Consider the following 24,510-nt stretch of genomic DNA (forward strand, 5'->3'; position numbering starts at 1 on the left):
CGCGTCGTACGCGCCCGTCTTGACGTTCATTGCGAGGACAACCATGCGAGTACTGACGGTCGAGGACGATGCGGTGACCGCGAGCGAAATCGTCGGCGAATTGACCGCGCGCGGCTTCGAGGTCGACTGGATCGACAACGGCCGCGACGGGATGATGCGTGCGATGAGCGCATCGTACGATGCGATCACGCTCGACCGGATGCTGCCCGGCGCGGATGGCCTCGCGATCCTGACCGCGATGCGCACCGTCGGCATCGATACGCCGGTGCTGATGCTGAGCGCGCTCGGCGACGTGGACGAGCGCATCCGCGGGCTGCGTGCGGGCGGCGACGATTACCTGACGAAGCCGTTCGATTCCGGCGAACTGAGCGCGCGCATCGAAGTGCTGCTGCGCCGCCGGCAGGCGTCGGGCGTGCCGCAGCAGACGCTGCTGAAGGTCGGCGCGCTCGAGCTCGACCTCATTTCGCGCTGCGCGCGCCGCGGCGCCGACGAGATTCCGCTGCTGCCGACCGAGTTCCGGGTGCTCGAATTCATGATGCGCAACGCGGGGCAGACGATCACGCGCACGATGCTGTTCGAGGCCGTGTGGGGCTATCACTTCGATCCCGGCACCAACCTGATCGACGTCCACATGGGGCGGCTGCGCAAGAAGATCGATCCGCCCGGCGCGAACCCGATGATCCAGACGGTGCGCGGGTCGGGCTACATGCTCGCTTGACGGAGGCTCGGATGGATGCAGCCCGCGCGGCGAACTTCACGCGCCGCTGGCATACGACGACGTTTCGCTGGCTGTGCGCGTACGCGGCGATCTTCGCGGTCTCGCTGCTGCTGCTCGCCGGCGTGATCAGCGTGGCCGCGACGCACACGATGACGCGCGACACCGACGAGGTGCTCGCGTGGCAACTGATCTATTTCGATTCGATTCCCGATGCCGAGCTGCCGCTCGCGATTCATCGGCGTCTCGAGCACGAGCACATGCATACGAATTTCTACGGGCTGTTCGATGCGAACGGGCGCCGCGTGGCCGGCGACATCGCGATGCCGCCCGCGCTGCACACCGATCGCCACGGCCGTACGCTGGACCGCACGCTCGCGCTGCTCGACGGCCAACCGTCGCCGGTCGCGCGCGCGATGGCCGTGCGCCGCGACGACGGGATGATGCTGGTCGTCGCGCGCGACCTGTCGCACTTCATCCAGATCCGCGACGTCGCGATCCGCGGGCTCGTGATCGGCGGCGTGATGATCCTGATCGCCGGCATCGCGGGCGGCAGCATGCTCGGCATGCGGCAGATGCGCCGCGTCGCCGCGATCCGGCGCGTCACGCGACAGATCGCCGAAGGCGATCTCGGCAAGCGGCTGCCGGTCGGTCGCTACGACGAACTCGATCTGCTCGCGCATCTGGTGAACCACATGCTCGATGAAGTCGAGCGGCTGATGGGCGAGGTGCGTCATGCCTGCGACGGGATCGCGCACGACCTGCGCACGCCGCTCGCACGCGTGCATACGATGCTGGCGCGGCTCGCCGATCAGCCGTTCTGCGCACACGAACCCACGTCGGCGGCGCTGCTGGCTTCGGCGCGCGACGAAACCGACCGGCTGCTCGAACGCTTTCGCGCGATGCTGCGCATCTCCGAGATCGGCACGCTGAGCCGGCGCGGCGGTTTTGCCGCGGTCGACGTCGCGGCCTTGCTGCGCGACGTGTGCGAGCTTTACGAGCCGCTGGCCGAGGCCGTCGACGTGTCGTTCGCGCTCGATGCGGCCACGGTCGACGGCATCCATGGCGATCGTGCGTTGCTGTTCGAGGCGTTCAGCAATCTCGCGGACAACGCGATCAAGTTCACGCCGCCCGGCGGCCGCGTGCGCATCGTGCTCCAGACGACACCGCATGGTCCGCTCGTCCGGTTCGAGGACACCGGGCCCGGCATCCCGCCCGGCGAGCGCAATGCGGTGCTCGAACGCTTCTATCGCGGCGAGCGCACGCGCCACGTGAACGGCTCGGGGCTCGGGTTGAGCATCGTGTCGGCGGTGATGCGCGTGCACGGTTTCGCGCTGCGGATCGGCGATGCGCAGCCGGCCGGCGCGGCGATCACGGTCGAATGCTGGCCGCGTTCGCTCGCGTGACGGAAGAGGAGGCCGATCGATGCGCATCCTGCTGATTGCGCCGCCGACGCCGGACGCGTCGCGGCTCGACAAGGCGTTTCGAGAGAGCATGCACGGCGTCGAACGCGTCGACGAATGGCGCGATGGCTGTTTCGCGGCGACGCAGGACCGGTTCGACGCGATCGTGATCGTCGCGACCGATGGCGCTTGCGCGCCGGCGATTCTCGATGGATTGCCGCGGCTCGCCGCGTCGGCCGGCAGCGCGACGATTGCTGCGGTCGTCGCCGGCACCACGTCCGCCCAGCGTGCGCGGATGCTGAACGCGGGCTGCGACGTATGCCTGGCCCATCCGTGTTCGTTCGTCGAATTGCACGAGCGATTGCGCGCGCTGTGGCGCCGCGCGGGCGTCGTCGCGATGCGTGAATCGATCCGGCTCGACGCGGCGACGCGCGCCCTCGACGAGCGCGGCCGGCGGCTCGCGCTCAGCGCGCGGGAATTTCGCGTGGTCGAATGCCTGCTGCGCGAAGCGGGGCGGCCGGTCGGGCGCGACGCCGTGCTGCGTTATGCGTGGGGCGATGCGGACATCGAGCCCGAAACGGTCAATGCGCTGGTCGTACGGTTGCGGCGCAAGCTGGCCGCGCATGCGTTTTCCGCACGGATCGAAACGGTGGCGCGATTCGGTTTCCGGTTCGACACGGGCGGATGACGGGGGCGGATATCGGCGCTCGGCTGGAAGACGATCCTGGCGATTCCGGCGCCGGCTGCAGGCCCGCGGAGTCTCCGTCGGCGCGGCGCGCCGGCCGGTCGGCGAAGTGCCGCAGCACGGCGGCGCCGGCCGTCGATTGTTACAAGACGTTAGCGCGCGTGTCCCGTTGCGATGCCGCGCATCAGTTCTTACAAACTTGAAATATGCGGAGACGGCGCATGCCGCTATAGTCGAATCACACATGACACAACCAGAAGAGGAATCCATGAAGACTTTGCGTGTTGCCTCGCTCTTGACCGGTATGACGGCCTTGCTCGTGTCGGGCGCAGCAATGGCGGGAGTCAATGTCGGGATCAACGTCGGCGTGCCGGCACCGGTCTACGTCGCGCCCGCGCCCGTGTATGCGCCGCCGCCTCCGCCGGTCGTCTACCAGCCGGCGCCTGTCTATGCACCGGCGCCCGTGTACGCACCGGCGCCGGCGATCGTGATCGGCTGGCACGGCGACCGCTACTGGGACGGCCGCCGCTACTGGGGCCGCGACGAATGGTATCGCCGCCATGGCCGCGGCTGGGGCGACGATCGCGGTCACTGGGATCACGGCCGTCACAACGGCTGGCGCTGATCGACCGGTCGCGCATGCGTGCCGCGTGCGCGACAACGGCTCGTGAGGAAACCGCCCGCGTGGCGGTTTTCTTTTGGCCCGACGGATTGAATGGGTAGAATCGCTCCACGTTACTACCCTCATTCGACGACAGGGCCTCTATGACGAAGGGTTCGCCCCGGGCCGCCGCCGCGCGCGCCTGCCTCGGCGCGCTGCGAGCCGCCGGCCGCGCGGCCGCCGTGCTGGCGCTGCATGCGGCGCTCGCCGCGCCGGCCGCGCACGCGGCCTACGCGATTGCGCAGTACGGCGAGCCGAAGTATCCGCCGGGCTTCAAACATTTCGACTACGTGAACCCCGACGCGCCGAAGGGCGGCACGCTCGTGCTTGCGAACCCGAGCCGGCTGACGTCGTTCGACAAGTTCAATCCGTTCACGATGCGCGGCAACCCGGCGCCCGGCATCGACATGCTGTTCGAGAGCCTCGCGACCGGCAGCTCCGACGAACCGGCGTCCGCGTACGGGCTGCTGGCCGACGACATCGACGTCGCGCCGGACCGCCGCTCGGTCACGTTCCACCTGAACCCGCGCGCACGCTTCTCGAACGGCGATCGCGTCACGGCCGACGACGTCAAGTTTTCGTTCGACACGCTGAAGAGCAAGCAGGCCGCGCCGCAGTTCGGTGCGTATTTCGCCGAAATCACGAAGGCCGTCGTGGTTGATTCCGCGACCGTGCGCTTCGAATTCCACAGCGCGAACCGCGAGCTGCCGCTGATCGCCGGCGGCGTGCCGGTGTTCTCGCGCAAGTGGGGATTGCGCGCGGACGGCTCGCGCATCCCGTTCGACCAGCTCGCGTTCGAGCAGCCGATCGGCAGCGGCCCGTACGTGATCGACCACTACGACAACGGCCGCACGATCACGTACCGGCGCAACCCCGCGTACTGGGGCGCCGACCTGCCGGTACGAGTCGGGACGAACAACTTCGAGCGGATCGTCTACAAGCTGTACGGCGACGGCGTCGCGCGGCTCGAAGCGTTCAAGGCCGGCGAATACGACGTGCTCGTCGAGTACGTCGCGCGCAACTGGACGCGGCGCGACGTCGGCAAGCGTTTCGACAGCGGCGAGCTCGTCAAGCGCGAGTTCCGCCAACATAACGGCGCCGGCATGCAGGGCTTCTTCATGAACCTGCGCCGGCCGCTGTTCCGCGACGTGCGCGTGCGCCAGGCGCTCGATCTTGCGTTCGACTTCGAATGGCTGAACCGGCAGATCTTCTACAGTGCCTATACGCGCCTCAACAGTTATTTCGCCGACACCGACCTGCAGGCCACTGGCACGCCGGGCGAGGGCGAGCTGAAGCTGCTGGAGCCGCTGCGCGCGCAGCTCGATCCGGCCGTGTTCGGCCCGATGGTCACGCAGCCGAACACGAATCCGCCGGGCTCGCTGCGCGCGAACCTGCTGAAGGCGCGCGCCCTGCTCGAGCAGGCCGGCTGGACCTATCGCGACGGTGCGCTGCGCAATGCGAAGGGCGAGCCGTTCACGTTCGAGATCCTCGACGATGCGGGCGGCGCGATGGAAGGCGTCGTGACCGCCTATCGGCGCAACCTCGCAAAGCTCGGCATCGAAGCCCGTTTTCGCACGGCCGATTTCGCGCTGCTGCAAAAACGTCTCGATGCGTTCGACTACGACATGACGACGATCCGCCTGCCGGGCGTGCAGGTGCCGGGCGCCGAGCAATACTCGCGCTACGCGAGCAAGTTCGCCGACGAGCCGGGCTCCGACAACTTCATCGGGCTGAAATCGCCGGCCGTCGACGCGTTGCTGCATGCGCTTGGCACCGCGCAGACGCGCGACGAACTGCTCGACGCGACGCACGCGCTCGACCGCGTGCTGATGCACGGCTACTACGCGGTCCCGCAGTGGTACAGCACGACGCACCGCGTCGCGTACAAGCGCACGCTCGCCTATCCGCAGACGCTGCCGCTGTACTATTCGGCCGAGGGCTGGGTCGTGTCGACCTGGTGGGCGAAGCCCGATCACTGACCCGCGCCGGCCCTCCGTCCAACCCAGCCATCCGATCACGAGTCGACGCCCTATGTGGAGCTACATCCTCAAACGCCTGCTGCTGATGATCCCGACGCTCGTCGGCGTGCTGACGCTCACGTTCGCGGTGATCCAGTTCGTGCCGGGCGGCCCGGTCGAGCAGGCCGTGCAGGAGTTGCGCAAGGGCGCGACGGAGCAGGGCGCGACGCCGTTCGGGATGCGCGCGCACACCGGCGTCGACGCGCAGCAGCTCGCGCAGCTCAAGGCGCTGTACGGTTTCGACAAGCCGCCGCTCGAACGCTACTGGCTGATGCTGAAGCGCTTCGCGCGCTTCGATCTCGGCGACAGCTACTTCCGCCACCAGAGCGTGTGGTCGCTGGTCGTGCAGAAGCTGCCCGTGTCGATCAGCATCGGGCTGTGGACGTTCTTCCTCACGTACCTGATCTCGGTGCCGCTCGGCATCGCGAAGGCCGTGCGCAACGGTTCGCCGTTCGACGTCGCGACGAGCCTCGTCGTGCTCATCGGCTATGCGATTCCGGGCTTCGTGCTCGGCGTGCTGCTGCTCGTGCTGTTCGGCGGCGGCTCGTTCTGGCAGCTCTTTCCGCTGCGCGGCCTCACGTCGGACAACTTCGCGCAGCTGTCGCTCGTCGGCAAGGTGCTCGACTACCTGTGGCACATCGCGCTGCCGATCACCGCGTCGGTCGTCGGCAGCTTCGCGGTCGTCACGATGCTCACGAAGAACGCGTTCCTCGACCAGATCCGCCGGCAATACGTGCTGACCGCGCGCGCGAAGGGGCTCTCCGAGCGCAACGTGCTGTGGAAGCACGTGTTCCGCAATGCGATGCTGCCGCTGATCGTCGGCTTCCCGGCCGCGTTCATCGGCGCGTTCTTCACCGGCAGCCTGCTGATCGAGACGCTGTTCTCGCTCGACGGCCTCGGGCTGCTGTCGTACGAGTCGGTCGTGCGGCGCGATTACCCGGTCGTGCTCGGCACGCTGTACCTGTTCACGCTGATCGGGCTCGCGACCAAGCTGGTCTCCGATCTTTGCTATGTGTGGGTCGATCCGCGCATTCAATTCGACAACCTGGAACGCTGACATGAAACGAGCCATCCGCATGCCCGGCGCCATCGGGCGAGGCGCGCGATGAACCGGGCCGTCGCATCTTCCCGCATCGACGCCGCGCGTGCGCGCGTGTCGCCGTCGCCGGCCCGTCGCGTGTGGCAGCGCTTTCGGCAGCAGCGCCTCGGCTACTGGAGCTTCTGGATCTTCGTCGTCGCCTTTGCCGCGAGCCTCGCGGCGCCGCTGTGGTCGAACGACAAGCCGCTCGTCGTGCGCTACGACGGCCAGACCTATTTCCCGATGTTCCATGCGTACCCGGAGACGACCTTCGGCGGCGATTTCCCGACGCCGGCCGACTATCTCGATCCGTATGTGCGCAAGCGGCTCGAGGCGCCCGGCAACTTCGTCGTCTATCCGCCGAACCGCTATTACTACGACACGCTGAACTACTTCTCGACCGTGCCGAACCCGGCGCCGCCGTCGCGCGAGAACTGGCTCGGCACCGATGCGCAAGGCCGCGACCTGCTCGCTCGGCTCGTATACGGATTCCGTATCTCGGTCGAGTTCGGGCTGATCCTGACCGTGATCGGCACGCTGCTCGGGATCGCCGCGGGCGCGGTGCAGGGCTTCTTCGGCGGGCGCATCGACATCGTCGGGCAGCGGCTGATCGAGATCTGGAGCTCGCTGCCCGAGCTGTACCTGCTGATCATCTTCGCGTCGATCTTCGAGCCGAGCTTCCTGCTGCTGATCGTGCTGCTGTCGCTGTTCGGCTGGATCGGCCTCGCCGACTACGTGCGCGCGGAGTTCCTGCGCAACCGCACGCAGGACTACGTGCGCGCGGCCCGCGCAATGGGGCTGACGAACGGGCAGATCATCTGGCGCCACGTGCTGCCGAACAGCCTGACGCCGGTGATCACGTTCCTGCCGTTCCGGATGAGCGGCTCGATCCTCGCGCTGACGAGCCTCGATTTCCTCGGGCTCGGCGTGCCGCCGCCGACGCCGAGCCTCGGCGAGCTGCTCGCGCAGGGCAAGGGCAATCTCGACGCGTGGTGGATCTCGTTGTCGACGTTCGGCGTGCTGGTCGCGACACTGCTGCTGCTGACCTTCATGGGCGACGCGCTGCGCAACGCGCTCGACACGCGGATCGCCGATTCGGTGCGCGCAGCGGGAGGCCAGCGATGAGCGAGCCGATCGTGGCGAACGCGAACACGGGCGAACCGCTGCTGTCGCTCGAGCATCTGCACGTCCGTTTCGGCGACACGGTCGCGGTGGACGACGTGACGCTCGCGATCGGGCGCGGCGAGCGGGTCGCGCTCGTCGGCGAATCGGGGTCCGGCAAGAGCGTGACCGCGCTGTCGATCCTGCGGTTGCTGCGCGACGCCGAAGTCACGGGCGCGATCCGTTTCGCCGGGCAGGACCTGGCGGCCAAGAGCGAGCGCGAGATGCGCGGGCTGCGCGGCTCGGACATCGCGATGATCTTCCAGGAGCCGATGACGGCGCTCAACCCGCTGTATACGATCGGCGTGCAGATCGGCGAGACGATCGTGCTGCACGACGGCGTATCGGCCGTGGAGGCGCGCAAGCGGGCGATCGCGCTGCTCGCGCGCACCGGCATCGCGGAGCCGGAGAAGCGCGTCGACAGCTACCCGCACCAGTTGTCGGGCGGACAGCGCCAGCGCGCGATGATCGCGATGGCGCTCGCGTGCCGGCCGCGCCTGCTGCTGGCCGACGAGCCGACCACCGCGCTCGACGTGACGATCCGCGCGCAGATCGTCGACCTGCTGCTCGAGCTGCAGCGCGACGAAGCGGAAAAGCGCGGGATGGCGATCCTCCTGATCACGCACGACCTGAATCTCGTGCGGCACTTCGCGCAGCGCGTCGCGGTGATGGAGCATGGCCGGCTCGTCGAGAGCGGGCCCGTCGAGCGGATCTTCGCGGCGCCCGAGCATCCGTATACGCAGCGGCTGCTGAACAGCCGGCCGCAACGCGCGGTCACGCCGGTGATGCCGATCGCGCCCGTCGTGCTCGACGCGCGCCACGTGAGCGTGCAGTTCGCGCGCAAGCGACCGGGCTTCGCGGGCTGGTTCGGCACGGTGCCGGTGACGGCCGTCGCCGACGTGTCGGTGTCGGTGAGGCAGGGCGAAACGCTCGGCATCGTCGGCGAATCGGGATCGGGGAAGTCGACGCTCGCGATGGCGCTGCTCGGGCTGCAGAAGACGGCCGGCGGCGAGATCGAATTCCAGGGACGCGCGCTGTCGACCTATCGCGGCCGCGAACAGACCGCGCTGCGCTCGAACATGCAGGTGGTCTTTCAGGACCCATTCAGTTCGCTTTCGCCGCGTCACACGATCGAGCGGATCGTCGGCGAGGGGCTCGAGCTGCATCGCCCGGACATGACGCCCGACGCGCGCCGCGCGAAGTCGCTCGCGGTGCTGCGCGAAGTCGGCCTCGACCGCACGGTGCTGCACCGTTATCCGCACGAATTCTCGGGCGGCCAGCGCCAGCGGATCGCGATCGCGCGCGCGCTGGTGCTGGAGCCGCGCATCCTGATCCTCGACGAGCCGACGTCGGCGCTCGACGTGTCGATCCAGCAGCAGGTGCTGAAGCTGCTCGCGAATTTGCAACAGAAATACAACCTCGGCTATGTGTTCATCAGCCACGACCTGGAGGTGATCGGCGCGATGGCGCACCGCGTCGCGGTGATGCAGGACGGCGCCGTCGTCGAGTCGGGAGAGGTGTCCGACGTCTTCGGCAGACCGTCACATCCTTACACACAAAAGCTGTTGAAAGCGGTCTGGAAAGCGTGATAGGCGTCCAATGGTCTGACCATCTCGATTGTATTTATTAATTTGTTTTGACAAACGATTACGCGCTGGCTAGTATCGACCGAAATTTTCCGCCAATCAGCTGATTTTTAAGCACATTCCATCGACCAATGCAGCATCGATCCCTGACCCAGGCATGCGCGCGCACCATCGCCGGGCTGTTCATCGGCGCCCTGTTCGCAGCAGCACCCGGCGCGTTCGCCGACGAAGTCAGCAGTTTTAACCAGAATGTCAACAATTCGACTCAGATCGGGTCGGGTTCCTCCCTCCAGCAGGCCAGCGCGCAGCCGTCGAGCGGCGGCGCGAAGTCGTTCCTTGCCGGCATGGCGGGCAAGGCCGGCGACGTGGTCGTCGGTGCGCTGAACATGATCGGCGTGCGGTATCGCTGGGGCGGCAACTCGCCGGATTCGGGCCTCGATTGCAGCGGCTTCGTGCGCTATGTGTTCCAGGACACGCTCGGCATGTCGCTGCCGCGTCGCGCGGAAGAAATGAGCCGCGTCGGCGAGAAGGTGAGCATGAGCAACCTGAAGCCGGGCGATCTCGTGTTCTTCAACACGATGCGCCGCACGTTCTCGCACGTCGGCATCTACATCGGCGACAACAAGTTCGTGCACTCGCCGTCGACGGGCAGCACGGTCCGCGTCGACGATCTCGACAGCGGCTACTGGGAAAAGCGTTTCACCGGCGCGCGCCGGATCGAATCGGAATTCCCGATGAAGCCCGAAGACCTGCGCCGCGTGCGCGCGACGCTCGGCGACGATTCGGCGAACGGCAACAACTGACGTTCGCCGGCCGGTCATCAGGCCGGACAATGAAAAACCCTGTCACCGAAAGGCGGCAGGGTTTTTTGTTTTGGGGCTGGCGTGGGCGACCAAGCGGAAATCGTTCCGTCGGCGGCCGGGAGGCGGCGCCGCGTGCCGCGGCCTCCCGCCCATCGCGGCTTACGCGGCCACAGCCACGCCGCGTGCCGCCGCGAGCTTGCGCTGCAGTTCCGGCATGATGCGCGCGACCGCTTCCTCGCCCGCGAGAATCGCCGCGTTGCGCTGGTTGAAGTCGCTGCCGCCCATCGCCGCGAGGTTCGGGCGAATCACGACGTCCGCGTACTTGTCGAGCTCGTAGGTCTTGATCGTCTGGCCCATGATCGTGAAGGTCTGCAGCAGCATCTCGATCGGGTTGTTGGTCGCCGCGCCGTCCGGCCGGGCCGAGATGTCGACCGCGATCACGAAGCTCGCGCCCATCTTGCGCGCGTACGACGCGGGCACCGGGCTCACGAGGCCGCCGTCGACATATTCGCGATTGCCGATCTTCACCGGCTCGAACACCGACGGCACGCTGCACGACGCGCGCACGGCGAGCCCCGTGTTGCCTTGCTGGAACAGGATCGGCTGGCCGCTTTGCAGGTCCGTCGCGACGATGCCGAGCGGCTTTGCCATCTTCTCGATCGGCCGGTTGTTGAGCGTCTTGTTCAGGAAGTTCTGCAGCGCGACGCCTTGCAGCAGGCCGCGCGAGCGAAACGGCAGCGCCCAGTCGCTGATCGACGCCTGATCCATGTCGAGGGCGATCTTGTTGATCTGCAGCGCGTTCATGCCCGACGCATAGAGTGCGCCGACCACCGAGCCCGCGCTCGTTCCGGCGACGATCTCGATCGGAATGCCGCGCGCCTCGAGCGCCTTCAGCACGCCGATGTGCGAAAAGCCGCGCGCGGCGCCGCCGCCGAGCGCGATGCCGATCTTGACGGGCTTCTCCTGCGGGAGTGCCGTGCCGGGGCGGGACTTGTCGCCGAAGGACGTACAGGCGGCGAGGCTGGCGGACGCGCACGCGATCGTGAAGTGGCGGCGCGACAGGCGAGGGGACGACATCGAATGGTTCTCCGGCGGCTTGACGGCGGGTCACACGGCCCGCGCGGCGATAGGTTTCGAGCGGCCGCGCAGCGGGTTCCGTGCAGCCGGCGCCGCGCCGGCTGGCGGCCGCGGCGCGCACATCATAAAGCAAGCGGCGCGCTTGGCGCGATGTCCGGCGCGAGTATAATTCCGGCTTCTTTCCCGTTCCGGGCGTCGCCGGCTCCGTTGCTGTCCGGGCTGCCGTCGTCGTCCCGCGTCGAATCATTCATGCGCCCCAGGCGTTCGAGTTACCGTTTATGACCCGTCCTGTCCGTACCCGCTTCGCGCCGAGTCCCACCGGCTTCATCCACCTCGGCAACATCCGCTCCGCACTCTATCCGTGGGCGTTCGCCCGCAAGATGAAAGGCACGTTCGTGCTGCGCATCGAGGATACCGACGTCGAGCGCTCGTCGCAGGAAGCGGTCGATGCGATCCTCGAAGGGATGCAATGGCTCGGGCTGGATTTCGACGAAGGCCCGATCTACCAGATGCAACGGATGGACCGCTATCGCGAAGTGCTCGCGCAGATGCTCGAGAAGGGCCTCGCCTATCCGTGCTACATGTCGGCCGAGGAACTCGACGCGCTGCGCGAACGCCAGCGCGAAGCCGGCCTGAAGCCGCGCTACGACGGCACGTGGCGCCCGGAGCCCGGCAAGGTGCTGCCGGAGCCGCCGGCCGGCGTGAAGCCGGTGCTGCGCTTCCGCAATCCGCTGACGGGCACGGTCGTGTGGGACGACGCGGTGAAGGGGCGTGTCGAGATCTCGAACGAGGAACTCGACGATCTCGTGATCGCGCGCCCGGACGGCACGCCGATCTACAACTTCTGCGTGGTGGTGGACGACATGGACATGGGCATCACGCACGTGATCCGCGGCGACGACCACGTGAACAACACGCCGCGCCAGATCAACATCCTGAACGCGCTCGGCGGCGAGCCGCCCGTCTACGCGCACCTGCCGACCGTGCTGAACGAGCAGGGCGAGAAGATGAGCAAGCGGCATGGCGCGATGAGCGTGATGGCGTACCGCGACGCGGGCTTCCTGCCGGAAGCGGTCGTCAACTATCTCGCGCGCCTGGGCTGGTCGCACGGCGACGCCGAGATCTTCTCGCGCGAGCAGTTCGTCGAATGGTTCGATCTCGAGCATCTCGGCAAGTCGCCCGCGCAGTACGACCACAGCAAGCTGAGCTGGCTGAACGCGCACTACATCAAGGAAGCCGACAACGCGCGCCTTGCGGTGCTCGCGAAGCCGTTCCTCGACGCGCTCGGCATTGAGGACGCAGCGATCGCGACGGGCCCCGCGCTCGACGCGGTGGTGGGCCTGATGAAGGATCGTGCGACGACGGTCAAGGAGATCGCGGAAGGCGCCGCGATGTTCTACCGTGTGCCGGCACCGGAAGCCGACGCGATCGCGCAGCACGTGACCGACGCGGTGCGACCGGCGCTGGCCGATCTCGTCGCCGCGCTGAAGGCAGCCGACTGGACGAAGGAAGCGGTGTCCGCCGCGTTGAAGGCGACGCTCGCCACGCACAAGCTGAAGATGCCGCAGCTCGCGATGCCGGTGCGTCTGCTGGTGGCGGGCACGACGCACACGCCGTCGATCGATGCGGTGCTCGTGCTGTTCGGTCGCGACGTCGTCGTGTCGCGCATCGAGGCTGTGCTGGCCTGACGTTCGTGCGCGAGCGGAGCTGTCCGCGCGATGCGCGCGGCGGCTTCGCAAAAAATTTCGTGTGAATCGTAAAAAGGGTATTTACAAGTTCAGAATCGGTCCATATAATCTCATTTCTGTTCTGCAAGGGGGTATAGCTCAGCTGGGAGAGCGCTTGCATGGCATGCAAGAGGTCAGCGGTTCGATCCCGCTTACCTCCACCAACAGAACAAATTTGGATTGATTTGCGAAGCAGCGGCAGTAATAAATGCTTCACAAAATGATTCAAAGCAGTTAGAATTTCGGCCTTCGCTGTTGACCAGAAGTCAATAGCGAAAGTCAGACAAATCTGAAAAGATTATGTCCCCTTCGTCTAGAGGCCTAGGACATCACCCTTTCACGGTGAGTACAGGGGTTCGAATCCCCTAGGGGACGCCAGATTCAGCGGCGTTTCATGGAAGTGTCGCAACGCGTGCAGGAAGGTGACGAGATCCTGCAGGCGGTGGTGCAGAAAAGCTGGAGCGGTAGTTCAGTTGGTTAGAATACCGGCCTGTCACGCCGGGGGTCGCGGGTTCGAGCCCCGTCCGCTCCGCCAGAACGAAGCCCGTTCAAAAGCGTTTTTTGAACGGGCTTTCTCGTTAAGGATGTAAGCAGTACGTTGTCCCCTTCGTCTAGAGGCCTAGGACATCACCCTTTCACGGTGAGTACAGGGGTTCGAATCCCCTAGGGGACGCCAGATTTCGGCGTCGTTCGAACAAACGACGCGCCGGCAGGAAGTAACCGACGCCTGCCAGGCAAGCAGCAAGACTGGAGCGGTAGTTCAGTCGGTTAGAATACCGGCCTGTCACGCCGGGGGTCGCGGGTTCGAGTCCCGTCCGCTCCGCCAGAAAATGAAGAAGCCCGCCTCGTGCGGGCTTTTTCATTTGCGTCGTTGAAAGCGCACGCTAGCGTGCGCGTGACTGCGGAGCGGAGGAAGCCGCCTGCGCGGCTTCCGGCGGGACTCGAAGGGCTGCGGGATGTAGGCGAGTCCCGTCCGCTCCGCCAGAAAATGAAGAAGCCCGCCTCGTGCGGGCTTTTTCATTTGCGTCGTTCGCGGTGCCTTCTGCTCACACCCCACACCGCGTGCTGCATCGCGCCGCGCCGCTACGAGAAATTCGCGATTGCATCCGCACGCGACTGCGCTATCGTGGCGGGATGCGTTTCTGACTCCTGCGCGATGCTCGATCCGACCGACCTGCGACTCCTGTATCAGCTCCGGCCCGCGGAGCCCGGCGACTTTCCGTATGCCGAAGCGCTGACGCACGGCAACATGGGCGGCTACTACAAGCGCCATGGGCTCGTGTGGCGCAGCGACCTGTTCTACGCGAGCTGGCGCGAATCCGAGAACTTCATCCTCGAGGCCGACGGCGAGCGCATCGGCGTGCTGCGCGTGACCGAGGAGGGCGATTCGCTGCACATCCGCGACGTGCAGATCGCGGCCGGCCATCGCGGGCAGGGCGCCGGCACCTACATGCTCGAGATGTCCCATCGCTGGGCGCGTGCGCGCGGGCTGAGTGAACTGCAGTTGCGCGTGTTCGTCGACAATCCTGCCGCGCATTTGTACCTGCGCATGGGCTACCGCGTCACCGGGCCGCGGCTTGCGCAACTCGGGTCGATTCGTCACATGGTGCGGCCGGTCTGACGGTCCGGCGCGCCGGCGTGGGCGATCAGCGGGCCGTGTCGAACGCGCCGTCGTCGTCCGGCGCTTCATTTTCCGCGACGCCGCCTTCCGGGCCTCGATGCTCGTAGCCGCGCAGCATGAACGCACGCGGACTTTCGCCGAATGCGCGGCGGAACATCGCCGAGAACGCGCTCTGGCTCTGGTAGCCGAGCTCACGCGCGATGTGCGACAGCGGGCGCCCCTGGTTCAGCAGCGGGATCGCCCGCGCGAGCAGCGCCTGCTGGCGCCACTGCGAAAAGCTCACACCCAGTTCCTGCTTGAAGAGCCGCGAGATCGTGCGCGTGCTCGCACCGACCTCGCTTGCCCAGTGCTCGAGCGACTCCGCATGCGCGGGGTGCGCGAGTACCGATTCGCACAGCAGGCGCAGCCGTTTCTCGTCGGGCATCGGCACCGCGAGCGGCAACGGTTCGGCGTGACTCAGCTCGTCGAGCACGAGCCCGCACAGCAGGCGCTCGCGCGCGGCGCTCAGGTCGCGCGCGTCGAGTGCGACGATCAGCTCGCGCAGCAGCCCCGTCACCTCGACGACGCGGCATGCATCGAGCCCGCCCGGCACGATCGACTCGTCGATATACAGCGTGCGCAAATAGGCCTCTTCGACGATCACGACTTCGTGCGTCACGCGCGGCGGCACCCAGATCGCGCGGGACGGCGGCACCATCCACGTCGTGCCGGTCGTCGCGACGCGCAACACGCCGCGCGACGCGTACGCAAGCTGCGCCCACGCATGCGTGTGCAGCGGAATGCGGCGGCCGGCATCGACCTGCCGTGCGCGCACGCGCATCGGATGGACGGCGGTCGGCGCGAATTCCGGCGGGATGTCGATGACGTCGTACGGGTTCGATACGTCGGCTGGAGCGGGCGGATTCATGAACGGTTCGGGCGGCGCGGCGGCGATGCCGTTATTTTAGAAGGCGCAGCGCATGCGCATGCGGCGGTTTTTCGGGCCATCATGCCGGTTTCAAATGAACTTTGTGTGGGCATCGGCGAACCCGGGACGGCTGCCCGCAGCCGGTTGCCCACTACCGGTCGCGCCGCCGGTTCGAACCATCGGGCCGGTATCGCGGTCTACCGATGCGTGCGCCACGTCGCGCCCATCGCGCACCGATCGCACGTAAACAGGCAACACACGAATCGAAGAGGAGAACCACGATGCGCCACGTATTCGTCTATGGCACCTTGAGAGCCGGACAGGCCAACGACATCGGCCATGCGGCCGCCCGCCACGGCATCGCCGCGCCGACGCTGCTGGGTGCTGCCGCGCTGCCGGGCGAACTGGTCGATTTCGGCACCTATCCGGGCATGATCGCCGGGCCGGCCGGCAAGTCGCTGGTCTGGGGCGACGTCTACGAGGTCGACGAGCAGCTCGTCCCGGTGCTCGACGAGATCGAGCGCGTCTACCCGGGCGTCGACTCGCTGTTCAAGCCGGAACAGGTGACCGTCGAGCTCGGCGGCCGGGAGTACATCTGCCTGTATTACCCGGTCGCCGCGCACGCGGCGGTCGGGCGCCCGCGCATCGCGTCCGGCGACTGGGTCCAGCACCGGCGCGAGCAGGAAGCCGCCTGAGCACGCCTGCGGGCGGCGGCTGGATTCGCCGCAAAAGACAAAGCGCCCCGCGGGGCGCTTTTTTCATGCCGTCACCGCATGCGACCGGCGGCACGGCGCGGGGCCGGCCGACGATCGCAGCGTGCGGGTCGTCAGATTTCCTCGTACAGCGGCAGCGTCAGGAATTCGGTGAAGCCTTCCGACGTCGACATCTGCTCGAAGATCGCCGCGGCGCGTTCGTACGGCTGCGTGTTGCCGCCGACCGAGCGCTTCACGTTGTCGAGCTCGATCTTCGCGAATTCGCGCACGAGTTCGGCCGTGACCTTGCGGCCGTCGTCGAGCACGCCCTTCGGCGAACGGATCCATTGCCACACCTGCGAGCGGGAGATCTCGGCCGTCGCCGCGTCTTCCATCAGGTTATGGATCGGCACGCAGCCGTTGCCGTCGAGCCACGCGCCGAGATAGTGGATCCCGACGTTGATGTTGTTGCGCAGGCCGGCTTCGGTGATCGGCGCTTCCGGCTGGAAGTCGAGCAGGTTCTTGCCTTCGACCTGCACGTCGTCGCGCTGCTTCGCGATCTGGTTCGGCTGGTCGCCGAGCACCTTGACGAACTCTTCCATCGCGATCGGCACGAGGCCCGGGTGCGCGACCCAGCCGCCGTCGTAGCCGTCGGTCGCGTCGCGCTGCTTGTCCGAGCGCACGCCGCCCATCGCCTTGTCGTTCGCTTCCGGATCGTTCTTGATCGGAATCAGCGCGCTCATCCCGCCGATCGCCGGCGCGTTGCGCTTGTGGCAGGTCTTCAGTAGCAGCAGCGCGTACGCACGCATGAACGGCACCGTCATCGTGATCTTCGAACGCTCGGCCAGGCAGAAATCGCGGTCGTTCTTGAACTTCTTGATCGCCGAGAAGATGTAGTCCCAGCGGCCGGCGTTCAGGCCCGAGCTGTGTTCGCGCAGTTCGTACAGGATCTCGTCCATCTCGAACGCGGCGAGGATCGTCTCGATCAGCACCGTCGCGCGGATCGTGCCGCGCGGCACGCCGATCGCTTCCTGGGCGGCGACGAAGATGTCGTTCCACAGGCGCGCCTCGAGATGGCTTTCCATCTTCGGCAGGTAGAAGTACGGGCCCGAGCCGCGCGCGATCAGTTCCTTCGCGTTGTGGAACAGGAACAGCGCGAAATCGAAGATGCCGCCGGACACGCGCTGGCCGTCGACCGTCACGTGCTTCTCGTCGAGGTGCCAGCCGCGCGGACGCACGATCAGCGTCGCGACCTTGTCGTTCAGCCGGTACGACTTGCCGTTCTGCTCGAGCGAGATCGTGCGGCGCACCGCGTCCTTCAGGTTGATCTGGCCGTCGATCTGGTTCGTCCAGCTCGGCGCGTTCGAATCCTCGAAGTCCGTCATGTACGAATCGGCGCCCGAGTTCAGCGCGTTGATGATCATCTTGCGCTCGACCGGGCCCGTGATTTCGACGCGGCGGCATTGCAGGTCGGCCGGCAGCGGCGCGACCTTCCAGTCGCCTTCGCGGATCGCCTTCGTCTCGGCGAGGAAGTCGGGGCGCTCGCCCGCGTCGAGGCGTTTCGTGCGCTCGACGCGCGCCTGCAGCAGCGTCCGGCGGCGCGATTCGAACGTGCGATGCAGCGACGCGACGAGTGCCAGCGCGTCGGGCGTCAGGATCGCTTCGTAACCCGGCTTGATTTCGCCGGTGATCGTCATGCCTTGCGGCAGCGTGATCGGGGTGCTCATGAGTCTCATCTCCTTGGTCGGTCAGTTGCGGTTTCGGTGAAAGGGGAAGGCGGCAGCTGCGAAACGTCATGCACCCGGGCCGGGGCGCGTGCGGTTTGCGGGCTTGCCGGACGGAGCCGGGGTGGCGAGGAAGGCGAGCAGGTCGGCCATGCCGGTGCCCGTGCCGTCGGGCGGCGCGCCGAGTTCCTCGGCGGGCGCGCCCGTGCGGTTGAGCCAGAACGTCGTATAGCCGAACCAGGTGGCGCCGGCGACGTCCCACGCGTTCGACGACACGAACACGATGTCGCGCGGGTTCGCCCCGAACGCGGCGGTGCCGAGCGAATAGGCGGCCGGGCTCGGCTTGTACGCGCGCACGGTGTCGGCCGACAGCACGCGATCGAACAGGCCGGTCATCCCGGCGCTCTTGATCGCGATGTCGAGCATCTGCGGGGTGCCGTTCGACAGGATCGCGAGCGGCGGGCGCGGGTCGAGCGCGCGCAGCTGCCGCAGCGCGGGCACCGTATCGGGATAGGTGGACAGGCACGCGTATTCGTCCATCAAGCGCTTCTCGGCCGCGCTGTTCAGCACGAGCCCGAGCCGGCGCGCGGCGAACCGCAGCGCATCGAGCGTGATGTCCCGGAACGGGCGATAGTGCGCGCCGGCCGGATCGGCGAGCGTGCGCAGCTGCGAGTATTCGATTTGCTTGCGTCGCCACAGCTGCGACAACCGTTCCCCGTGTCCGGGAAACATCTGCTCGGCCGCGGCCAGCACGGCACGCACGTCGAACAACGTGCCGAATGCGTCGAAGAGGATGGCGTCGGGAGAGGAGAGTGTCGTTGTGGCCGACATAGCCTTGCGCTCCAGTTTCAGAGGTCGGGTCGATTCTATTCGTGATCGAAGCTGCTAAAAAAGACGCTAAACATCACTTGATCTTTTACTTTCATATACCTAATCTGGGCGGCTCAAGCTATTTGAAGGGCGGCGATGCCGTCTTCTCGACAGAGTCATGGACCGGTTCAAGCAGATCGAAACGTTCGCCGCGGTCGCGGCGAAAGGCAGCCTGTCGGCGGCCGCGCATGCGGAAGGCGTCGCGCCGGCGATCATCGGCCGCCGCCTCGACGCGCTCGAGGAGCGGCTCGGCGTGAAGCTCCTGGTGCGCACGACGCGCAAGCTCACGCTGACGTTCGAGGGTTCGGCGTTCCTCGAGGATTGCCAGCGCATCATCAACGACATGCAGAACGCGGAGGCGAGCGTGTCCGCCGGCGGCGTGAAGGCGAGCGGCCATCTGCGGATTTCCGCGCCGGCCGGCTTCGGCCGGCGCCACGTCGCGCCGCTCGTGCCCGAATTCAGCGGCGCGCATCCGGACGTGTCGGTCACGCTCGACCTGTCCGACCGGATGGTCGACCTCGTCAACGAAGGCTTCGATTGCGCGGTGCGGCTCGGCGAGCTGCCCGACTCGTCGCTGGTGTCGCTGAAACTCGGCGAGAACCGCCGCGTATGCGTCGCGTCGCCCGCGTATCTCGCGCGGCGCGGCACGCCGGCCACGCTCGCGGAACTGGCGCGGCACAACTGCCTCGCGCTCGCGGCGAACGCGAACCAGCAGCGCGGCTGGGCGTTCCAGGAGGACGACAAGGTCGTATCGATCCGCGTGAACGGCACGATGGAATGCTCGGACGGCGCGGTGCTGCACGAGTGGTGCCTCGCAGGCCATGGCCTCGCGTGGCGCTCGTGGTGGGAAGTCGGCGAGGATATCGCGGCCGGCCGGCTCGTCAGCGTGCTCGACGCGTTCGCCGCGCCGCCGATCGGCATCCATGCGGTGTTTCCGCAGCGCCGGCATCTGCCGCTGCGCGTGCGGCTGTTTCTCGATTACCTGAAGCACACGTACGAGCGGCCCGGCTATTGGGGCGAGTAGGCGGCGCGCGCCCGCGTGTTTCCGATATGAGGGCGAACCCGCTGCCGATTCGGCTTGCGCGATTTCGCACACTACAATCGTAAGAGGCATGCGCGACGTGTCGCGGCCGGCTCGACCGGCGCCGCGGCGCGTGGCGTGCGATTGACGAAGGAGGGCGCGATGTTCCGGCACATCCTCGTTCCAACCGACGGTTCCGAACTGTCGCAAAAGGCGATCGACGGCGCGATCGATCTGGCTCGTGCGGTCAGCGCGCGCGTGACGGCCTACGCGTGCCTGCCGCAATACCCGTACTCGCCGTTTTCCGAAGTGATCATCGAGCCGCCCGCCGATTTCCGCGCGCGCAGCGAGCGCGAGGCGCGGGCGCATCTCGACGAGGTGGAAGCGGCCGCGAAGGCGGCCGGGGTCGCGTGCGACACGTGGACGAGCGTGCATCCGTCGCCGTATCTCGGCATTATCGAGGCGGCCGAGCGCGGCGGGTGCGACGTGATCTTCATGGCGTCCCACGGACGTCGCGGGCTCGGCAGCCTGCTGATCGGCAGCGAGACGCAGCGCGTGCTGACCCATACGAAAATTCCGGTGATCGTCTATCGGTAGGGCAGCGCCGGCCGCGGCCGGGCAAGCTGCGCCGCAGAAAAAGGGCGCGCCGGACGAAGCCGGCGCGCATCGTTGCTGGCGGCCCGCAGGCCGCGCGGCCGGTCGCGCGAAGGGACTCGCGCGCCTGCCGTCTCCTCCCTGATTGTTGTTCCGGTGGCCGATGCCGCGGCGTCGCGAGACGCGGCCGGCATCGGCATCACGCGTGGGCGTGTTACGCGACCTTCTTGCCGTCGAAGAACTGTTCGTCCTCGGTCGAGCCGTGCAGCGCGGTCGTCGATGCTTCGCGTTCGACCGTCTGCGTCACCGCGTCGAAGTAGCCGGTGCCGACCTCGCGCTGGTGCTTGACGGCCGTGAAGCCCTTGTCGGCGGCCGCGAACTCGGCCTGCTGCAGTTCGACGAACGCGCTCATCTGCGTGCGGGCATAGCCGTGCGCGAGGTTGAACATCGAGTAGTTCAGCGCATGGAAGCCGGCCAGCGTGATGAACTGGAACTTGTAGCCCATCGCGCCGAGCTCCTTCTGGAACTTCGCAATCGTCGCGTCGTCGAGGTTCTTCTTCCAGTTGAACGACGGCGAGCAGTTGTACGACAGCAGCTTGCCCGGGAACTGCTTGTGGATCGCTTCCGCGAACTTCTTCGCGTACTCGAGATCCGGCTTGCCCGTTTCGCACCAGATCAAGTCCGCGTACGGCGCGTACGCGAGGCCGCGCGAGATCGCCTGCTCGAGGCCCGGTTTCGTGCGGAAGAAGCCTTCCACCGTGCGCTCGCCGGTCAGGAACGGCTTGTCGTTGTCGTCGACGTCGGACGTGATCAGGTCGGCTGCTTCCGCGTCGGTGCGGGCCACCAGCACGGTCGGCGTGCCCATCACGTCGGCCGCGAGACGCGCGGCCGACAGCTTCGCGACCGCTTCGCGCGTCGGCACGAGCACCTTGCCGCCCATGTGGCCGCACTTCTTCACCGACGCGAGCTGGTCCTCGAAGTGGACGCCCGATGCGCCGGCCTCGATCATCGCCTTCATCAGTTCGAACGCGTTGAGTACGCCGCCGAAGCCGGCTTCCGCATCGGCGACGATCGGTGCGAAGAAATCGACGTAGCCTTCGTCGCCCGGGTTCTTGCCTTCCGACCACTGGATCTGGTCGGCGCGCGTCAGCGTGTTGTTGATGCGCTTCACGACGAGCGGCACCGAGTTCGCCGGGTACAGCGACTGGTCCGGGTACATTTCGCCCGCGACGTTCGCGTCGCCGGCCACTTGCCAGCCGGACAGGTAGATGGCCTTCAGGCCGGCCTTCACCTGCTGCATCGCCTGGTTGCCGGTCAGCGCGCCGAGTGCATTGACGAACGGCTCGTTGTTGATGAGGCTCCACAGTTTTTCCGCGCCGCGCTTGGCCAGCGTGTGCTCGATCGGGACCGAGCCGCGCAGGCGGACCACGTCCTCAGCCAAGTAGCTGCGCTTGATGCCCTTCCAGCGCGGATCGGTTTCCCATTGCTGCTGCAGTTCCTGTGCCTGTTGCTGACGCGACATGATGAGCTCCTTGATGCGGGGTATGCGTGACGGGCCGATTCTGACCGTGGTGATGCTGTTCGCGAAGCGGGGAAGTGGGGCGTTCCGTTTCGTGAGGTCTTGTATAAGAGTCTAGGCAAATCGGGGGGAGCGAAACAGGGGCTGCATCGGGAAGTGTTGAATTTTTTAATTGTTTTGAATCAACGGCTTGCATGCTTGATTTCGAGATAAGAAATGCACTTTCCCATCCCGCAATCGCGAGGGTTGTGCCGTGCAGCATGATTTTTTACGACACAAAAATTTTTTTCGTATCGTGAAATTGAGGGCGAGACGAAAAAAAACCGGCGCGGATGCGCCGGTTGGCTGAATGGGCGAGGTGCCCATCCGCGGGGCGGCCGAACGGCCGCCCCTGCATGCTTACGATGCCGAATTGCTACGGCGCGGGCCGCCGCTGCGCTGGCCGTCGCGACGCGGGCCGCCGTCACGGCTGCCGCCCGGCTTGCCGCTCCAGCCGCCGCCATTGCCGCCGCCGTAGCTGCGGCCATTGCCGTTGCCGTTACCGTTGCCGGCATAACCGCCGCCCGGCTTGCCGCCGAAACGGCGACCGCCGTTACCGCCGCCCGGACGGCCGCGGCCGCCGGTGCCGCCGTTACGCGGGGGCGACTTGCGCGGCTCGAAACCTTCGACCACGTTGACCGGCAGCGGCGAGCGCACGAAGCGCTCGATGCGCTTGAGCGCGCCTTGTTCGGCGTGGTGCACGAGGCTCACCGCGGTGCCCGAACGGCCCGCGCGGCCGGTACGGCCGATACGGTGCACGTAGTCTTCCGCGAACTTCGGCAGGTCGTAGTTGAACACGTGCGTGATGCCCGGGATGTCGATGCCGCGTGCCGCGACGTCGGTCGCAACCAGCACGCGCACGCGGCGCTCGCGCAGCGCACGGATCGTGCGGTTACGCGCGCCCTGCGGCAGGTCGCCGTGCAGCGCAGCCGATTCGAAGCCTGCGTCGGCGAGACGGCCGGCGAGCTGGTCCGCGTCGATCTTGGTCGCCGTGAAGATGATCGCCTGGTCGAGCGCGTCGTCGCGCAGCAGGTGATCGAGCAGGCGATCCTTGTGATCGCGGTCGTCGACGTAGTGCACGGTCTGCGCGATGTTCGTGCGCGACTCGAGGCGTTGCTGGATCTCGATGCGTTCCGGATCCTTCAGCAGGCGGCCCGTCAGCGAACCGATCTTGCCGTCGAGCGTGGCCGAGAACAGCATCGTCTGGCGCGACTCCGGCGTGGCGGCGACGATCGTTTCGATGTCTTCGATGAAGCCCATGTCGAGCATGCGGTCGGCTTCGTCGAGCACGAGCATCTTCAGTTCCGACAGGTCGATGCGGCCGCGCTCGAGGTGATCGAGCAGGCGGCCCGGCGTCGCAACCAGGATTTCCGGGTTCTTCGCGAGCAGCATCAGCTGCTGGCCGTAGGCGACGCCGCCGAGAATGCTGACCGTGCGCAGGCGCTTCAGGTGCTTGCCGTACGTCGACGCGGCCGTCGTGACCTGCATCGCGAGTTCGCGGGTCGGCGTCAGCACGAGCAGGCCCGGGCGCGCGACGGGTTGCGGACGGCGCGCGCGGCGATCGCCCTGGTTCGGTTCACGCGGCGCGCGCGGATGCTGCGCCTGCGTCTTCTGGAGCTGCGCGAAACGTTCGATCGCGGGCAGCATGAATGCGGCGGTCTTGCCCGAACCGGTCGGGCTCGACACCAGCAGGTCGCGGCCGGCGATGCCGGCCGGAATCGCGCGCTGCTGGACCGGCGTCGGCTTCACGTAGCCGGCGGCCTGCAGCGCGGAGACGATCTCCGGCGACAACCCGAGCGACGCGAAGCTCGGCTCGTCCGACGCCGGTTCGACCGCGGCCGGTGCGGCGGCGTCGTCGAGACCGAGCGCCTGGTCGGCGATCGCGTTGAGCGGGCTGGAGTTGATGCTCGAAGTCATAACAATCCTTGAAACACAGTGGGTGAAACGTCGGCGCCAATCGCGCATACCCAAGTCGTCGGATTCAGCGAGCAAATCGGGAAACGGGTGCAATCCGCCGAACCTTCGGCGGATGAGGCATTAGAAGCTGTTTTGGGTGCGGCGCGCTTCAGGAGCGGGGCCGCCAGCCTAGTTGACGACCGCAAGGGTCGAAGCAGGAGGGGACAGGTTCTAAACCGGATTGGAGCTTAACGCTACGAGGCGTCGGGCCGGAACGGCTTCGAGCCGAGCGCGGGAGGTGACGCAGGCCGCATTATAAAGAAATTTGCTGCGCTGCGCCACTGATTTGATTGCCTATTGCGATAACGGCAATCCGGTCAGGACGCCGTGCCGTTTTTCAGCGATTCGACGAGCTCGATGTACTGCTGCTTCGCCGCATCCTGCGACGTGCCCTTCAGCGCTTCCCACGCGTCGTACTTGTATTTGCCGACGATGTCGGTGAAGCCCGGCTTGTCGCCGTGCGCATCGCCGTCCGTCGCCTGCTTGAAGAGCGCGTACAGGCGCAGCAGGGTCAGGTTGCCCGGTCGTTCGGTCAGTTGCTTGACGTCGATCTGCGCCTGGTCGAATTGGGCGGTGAGTTCGCTCATCGGGTGTCTCCGTAAGGGTTTCAGGTCGGCCGATCTTAACAAGCGGACCGTCGCGCGGGGTCGAGC

Annotated in this window: 21 protein-coding genes and 5 tRNA genes; 19 read left to right on the plus strand and 7 right to left on the minus strand. The window is 66.8% G+C overall.

Features of this window, described 5'->3' with window-relative positions:
* Positions 1-43: 43 nt before the first annotated feature.
* From HWX14_RS00725 to HWX14_RS00765, 9 genes are all read left to right on the plus strand, one after another.
* Positions 44-718, plus strand: coding sequence for a response regulator transcription factor (locus HWX14_RS00725; protein WP_175881158.1), 675 nt, complete (start codon positions 44-46; stop codon positions 716-718).
* Between the two features lie 11 nt (positions 719-729).
* Positions 730-2,121, plus strand: a complete 1,392-nt coding sequence (locus HWX14_RS00730) for a HAMP domain-containing sensor histidine kinase (RefSeq protein ID WP_175881159.1) — start codon at positions 730-732, stop codon at positions 2,119-2,121.
* A 19-nt stretch (positions 2,122-2,140) separates the two neighbouring features.
* Positions 2,141-2,806 (plus strand): winged helix-turn-helix domain-containing protein, encoded by a 666-nt coding sequence (locus HWX14_RS00735; protein ID WP_175881160.1) that lies wholly within the window; start codon positions 2,141-2,143, stop codon positions 2,804-2,806.
* Positions 2,807-3,071: 265 nt separating this feature from the next.
* Positions 3,072-3,428 carry a hypothetical protein gene (locus HWX14_RS00740; protein WP_027784809.1) on the plus strand — a complete coding sequence of 119 codons (357 nt, stop codon included), beginning with the start codon at positions 3,072-3,074 and terminating at the stop codon, positions 3,426-3,428.
* Between the two features lie 140 nt (positions 3,429-3,568).
* The gene (locus HWX14_RS00745) at positions 3,569-5,443 is read left to right on the plus strand and encodes an extracellular solute-binding protein (protein ID WP_175881161.1); all 1,875 of its coding nucleotides are present in this window, start codon (positions 3,569-3,571) and stop codon (positions 5,441-5,443) included.
* Between the two features lie 52 nt (positions 5,444-5,495).
* The gene (locus HWX14_RS00750) at positions 5,496-6,539 is read left to right on the plus strand and encodes an ABC transporter permease subunit (RefSeq protein WP_175881162.1); all 1,044 of its coding nucleotides are present in this window, start codon (positions 5,496-5,498) and stop codon (positions 6,537-6,539) included.
* A 48-nt stretch (positions 6,540-6,587) separates the two neighbouring features.
* A complete protein-coding gene (locus HWX14_RS00755) occupies positions 6,588-7,685 on the plus strand; it encodes an ABC transporter permease (RefSeq protein ID WP_175881163.1) in 1,098 nt (365 codons plus the stop codon).
* Complete coding sequence (locus HWX14_RS00760) at positions 7,682-9,310, plus strand: dipeptide ABC transporter ATP-binding protein (protein WP_175881164.1); 1,629 nt, start codon at positions 7,682-7,684, stop codon at positions 9,308-9,310. The genes HWX14_RS00755 and HWX14_RS00760 overlap by 4 nt, the downstream gene beginning before the upstream one ends.
* A gap of 128 nt (positions 9,311-9,438) precedes the next feature.
* Positions 9,439-10,110, plus strand: coding sequence for a C40 family peptidase (locus HWX14_RS00765; RefSeq protein ID WP_175881165.1), 672 nt, complete (start codon positions 9,439-9,441; stop codon positions 10,108-10,110).
* A gap of 159 nt (positions 10,111-10,269) precedes the next feature.
* Here the strand turns inward: HWX14_RS00765 and HWX14_RS00770 are convergent, their stop codons facing one another.
* Positions 10,270-11,187: a patatin-like phospholipase family protein gene (locus HWX14_RS00770; RefSeq protein WP_175881166.1), complete on the minus strand. Its 918-nt coding sequence runs from the start codon at positions 11,185-11,187 to the stop codon at positions 10,270-10,272.
* 278 nt (positions 11,188-11,465) lie between these two features.
* Between HWX14_RS00770 and gltX the strand changes: the two genes are divergently transcribed.
* The 7 genes from gltX to HWX14_RS00805 all read left to right on the plus strand — a co-directional run bounded on the left by gltX (position 11,466) and on the right by HWX14_RS00805 (position 14,535).
* On the plus strand, positions 11,466-12,875 hold the full coding sequence (gene gltX / locus HWX14_RS00775; RefSeq protein WP_175881167.1) for a glutamate--tRNA ligase: 1,410 nt from the start codon (positions 11,466-11,468) through the stop codon (positions 12,873-12,875).
* Positions 12,876-13,002: 127 nt separating this feature from the next.
* Positions 13,003-13,078: transfer RNA gene (locus HWX14_RS00780), tRNA-Ala, on the plus strand.
* A 138-nt stretch (positions 13,079-13,216) separates the two neighbouring features.
* Positions 13,217-13,292: transfer RNA gene (locus HWX14_RS00785), tRNA-Glu, on the plus strand.
* A gap of 80 nt (positions 13,293-13,372) precedes the next feature.
* Positions 13,373-13,449, plus strand: a tRNA-Asp gene (locus tag HWX14_RS00790).
* 65 nt (positions 13,450-13,514) lie between these two features.
* Positions 13,515-13,590 (plus strand) — tRNA-Glu (locus HWX14_RS00795).
* Between the two features lie 73 nt (positions 13,591-13,663).
* Positions 13,664-13,740, plus strand: a tRNA-Asp gene (locus HWX14_RS00800).
* Between the two features lie 330 nt (positions 13,741-14,070).
* Complete coding sequence (locus tag HWX14_RS00805; protein ID WP_175881168.1) at positions 14,071-14,535, plus strand: GNAT family N-acetyltransferase; 465 nt, start codon at positions 14,071-14,073, stop codon at positions 14,533-14,535.
* Between the two features lie 25 nt (positions 14,536-14,560).
* Here HWX14_RS00805 and HWX14_RS00810 read toward each other — a convergent pair whose 3' ends face one another.
* Positions 14,561-15,442 (minus strand): helix-turn-helix transcriptional regulator, encoded by an 882-nt coding sequence (locus HWX14_RS00810; protein WP_175881169.1) that lies wholly within the window; start codon positions 15,440-15,442, stop codon positions 14,561-14,563.
* Positions 15,443-15,723: 281 nt separating this feature from the next.
* Between HWX14_RS00810 and HWX14_RS00815 the strand changes: the two genes are divergently transcribed.
* Positions 15,724-16,137 carry a gamma-glutamylcyclotransferase family protein gene (locus tag HWX14_RS00815; protein WP_175881170.1) on the plus strand — a complete coding sequence of 138 codons (414 nt, stop codon included), beginning with the start codon at positions 15,724-15,726 and terminating at the stop codon, positions 16,135-16,137.
* A gap of 131 nt (positions 16,138-16,268) precedes the next feature.
* Here HWX14_RS00815 and aceB read toward each other — a convergent pair whose 3' ends face one another.
* Both aceB and HWX14_RS00825 read right to left on the minus strand, forming a co-directional pair.
* A complete protein-coding gene (gene aceB, locus HWX14_RS00820; protein ID WP_175881171.1) occupies positions 16,269-17,861 on the minus strand; it encodes a malate synthase A in 1,593 nt (530 codons plus the stop codon).
* A 66-nt stretch (positions 17,862-17,927) separates the two neighbouring features.
* Entirely contained in the window at positions 17,928-18,689 is a 762-nt protein-coding gene (locus HWX14_RS00825) for a haloacid dehalogenase type II (RefSeq protein ID WP_175881172.1), read from the minus strand.
* 157 nt (positions 18,690-18,846) lie between these two features.
* Between HWX14_RS00825 and HWX14_RS00830 the strand changes: the two genes are divergently transcribed.
* Positions 18,847-19,752: a LysR family transcriptional regulator gene (locus HWX14_RS00830; protein WP_059510889.1), complete on the plus strand. Its 906-nt coding sequence runs from the start codon at positions 18,847-18,849 to the stop codon at positions 19,750-19,752.
* Between the two features lie 159 nt (positions 19,753-19,911).
* Positions 19,912-20,346, plus strand: a complete 435-nt coding sequence (locus HWX14_RS00835) for a universal stress protein (protein ID WP_175881173.1) — start codon at positions 19,912-19,914, stop codon at positions 20,344-20,346.
* A 211-nt stretch (positions 20,347-20,557) separates the two neighbouring features.
* On the opposite strand, the gene aceA is transcribed toward HWX14_RS00835, so the two are convergent.
* The 3 genes from aceA to HWX14_RS00850 all read right to left on the minus strand — a co-directional run bounded on the left by aceA (position 20,558) and on the right by HWX14_RS00850 (position 24,444).
* Positions 20,558-21,865 carry an isocitrate lyase gene (gene aceA, locus HWX14_RS00840; protein WP_175881174.1) on the minus strand — a complete coding sequence of 436 codons (1,308 nt, stop codon included), beginning with the start codon at positions 21,863-21,865 and terminating at the stop codon, positions 20,558-20,560.
* Positions 21,866-22,261: 396 nt separating this feature from the next.
* Positions 22,262-23,818 (minus strand): DEAD/DEAH box helicase, encoded by a 1,557-nt coding sequence (locus HWX14_RS00845; protein WP_175881175.1) that lies wholly within the window; start codon positions 23,816-23,818, stop codon positions 22,262-22,264.
* Between the two features lie 356 nt (positions 23,819-24,174).
* On the minus strand, positions 24,175-24,444 hold the full coding sequence (locus HWX14_RS00850; protein ID WP_006478462.1) for an acyl-CoA-binding protein: 270 nt from the start codon (positions 24,442-24,444) through the stop codon (positions 24,175-24,177).
* Positions 24,445-24,510 lie beyond the last annotated feature (66 nt).

The organism is Burkholderia sp. BCC0044 (assembly GCF_902832955.1).
GTDB lineage: Bacteria > Pseudomonadota > Gammaproteobacteria > Burkholderiales > Burkholderiaceae > Burkholderia.

Bases quoted from the DNA above. Each gene is read 5' to 3' on its own strand.
- aceB (WP_175881171.1), bottom strand. From the start codon at position 17,861: ATGAGCACCCCGATCACGCTGCCGCAAGGCATGACGATCACCGGCGAA.
- HWX14_RS00835 (WP_175881173.1), top strand. From the start codon at position 19,912: ATGTTCCGGCACATCCTCGTTCCAACCGACGGTTCCGAACTGTCGCAA.
- HWX14_RS00825 (WP_175881172.1), bottom strand. From the start codon at position 18,689: ATGTCGGCCACAACGACACTCTCCTCTCCCGACGCCATCCTCTTCGAC.
- HWX14_RS00810 (WP_175881169.1), bottom strand. From the start codon at position 15,442: ATGAATCCGCCCGCTCCAGCCGACGTATCGAACCCGTACGACGTCATC.
- HWX14_RS00755 (WP_175881163.1), top strand. From the start codon at position 6,588: ATGAACCGGGCCGTCGCATCTTCCCGCATCGACGCCGCGCGTGCGCGC.
- HWX14_RS00845 (WP_175881175.1), bottom strand. From the start codon at position 23,818: ATGACTTCGAGCATCAACTCCAGCCCGCTCAACGCGATCGCCGACCAG.
- HWX14_RS00725 (WP_175881158.1), top strand. From the start codon at position 44: ATGCGAGTACTGACGGTCGAGGACGATGCGGTGACCGCGAGCGAAATC.
- HWX14_RS00745 (WP_175881161.1), top strand. From the start codon at position 3,569: ATGACGAAGGGTTCGCCCCGGGCCGCCGCCGCGCGCGCCTGCCTCGGC.
- HWX14_RS00815 (WP_175881170.1), top strand. From the start codon at position 15,724: ATGCGCCACGTATTCGTCTATGGCACCTTGAGAGCCGGACAGGCCAAC.
- HWX14_RS00770 (WP_175881166.1), bottom strand. From the start codon at position 11,187: ATGTCGTCCCCTCGCCTGTCGCGCCGCCACTTCACGATCGCGTGCGCG.
- HWX14_RS00740 (WP_027784809.1), top strand. From the start codon at position 3,072: ATGAAGACTTTGCGTGTTGCCTCGCTCTTGACCGGTATGACGGCCTTG.
- HWX14_RS00735 (WP_175881160.1), top strand. From the start codon at position 2,141: ATGCGCATCCTGCTGATTGCGCCGCCGACGCCGGACGCGTCGCGGCTC.
- HWX14_RS00760 (WP_175881164.1), top strand. From the start codon at position 7,682: ATGAGCGAGCCGATCGTGGCGAACGCGAACACGGGCGAACCGCTGCTG.
- HWX14_RS00805 (WP_175881168.1), top strand. From the start codon at position 14,071: ATGCTCGATCCGACCGACCTGCGACTCCTGTATCAGCTCCGGCCCGCG.
- HWX14_RS00830 (WP_059510889.1), top strand. From the start codon at position 18,847: ATGGACCGGTTCAAGCAGATCGAAACGTTCGCCGCGGTCGCGGCGAAA.
- gltX (WP_175881167.1), top strand. From the start codon at position 11,466: ATGACCCGTCCTGTCCGTACCCGCTTCGCGCCGAGTCCCACCGGCTTC.
- HWX14_RS00730 (WP_175881159.1), top strand. From the start codon at position 730: ATGGATGCAGCCCGCGCGGCGAACTTCACGCGCCGCTGGCATACGACG.
- HWX14_RS00850 (WP_006478462.1), bottom strand. From the start codon at position 24,444: ATGAGCGAACTCACCGCCCAATTCGACCAGGCGCAGATCGACGTCAAG.
- aceA (WP_175881174.1), bottom strand. From the start codon at position 21,865: ATGTCGCGTCAGCAACAGGCACAGGAACTGCAGCAGCAATGGGAAACC.
- HWX14_RS00765 (WP_175881165.1), top strand. From the start codon at position 9,439: ATGCAGCATCGATCCCTGACCCAGGCATGCGCGCGCACCATCGCCGGG.
- HWX14_RS00750 (WP_175881162.1), top strand. From the start codon at position 5,496: ATGTGGAGCTACATCCTCAAACGCCTGCTGCTGATGATCCCGACGCTC.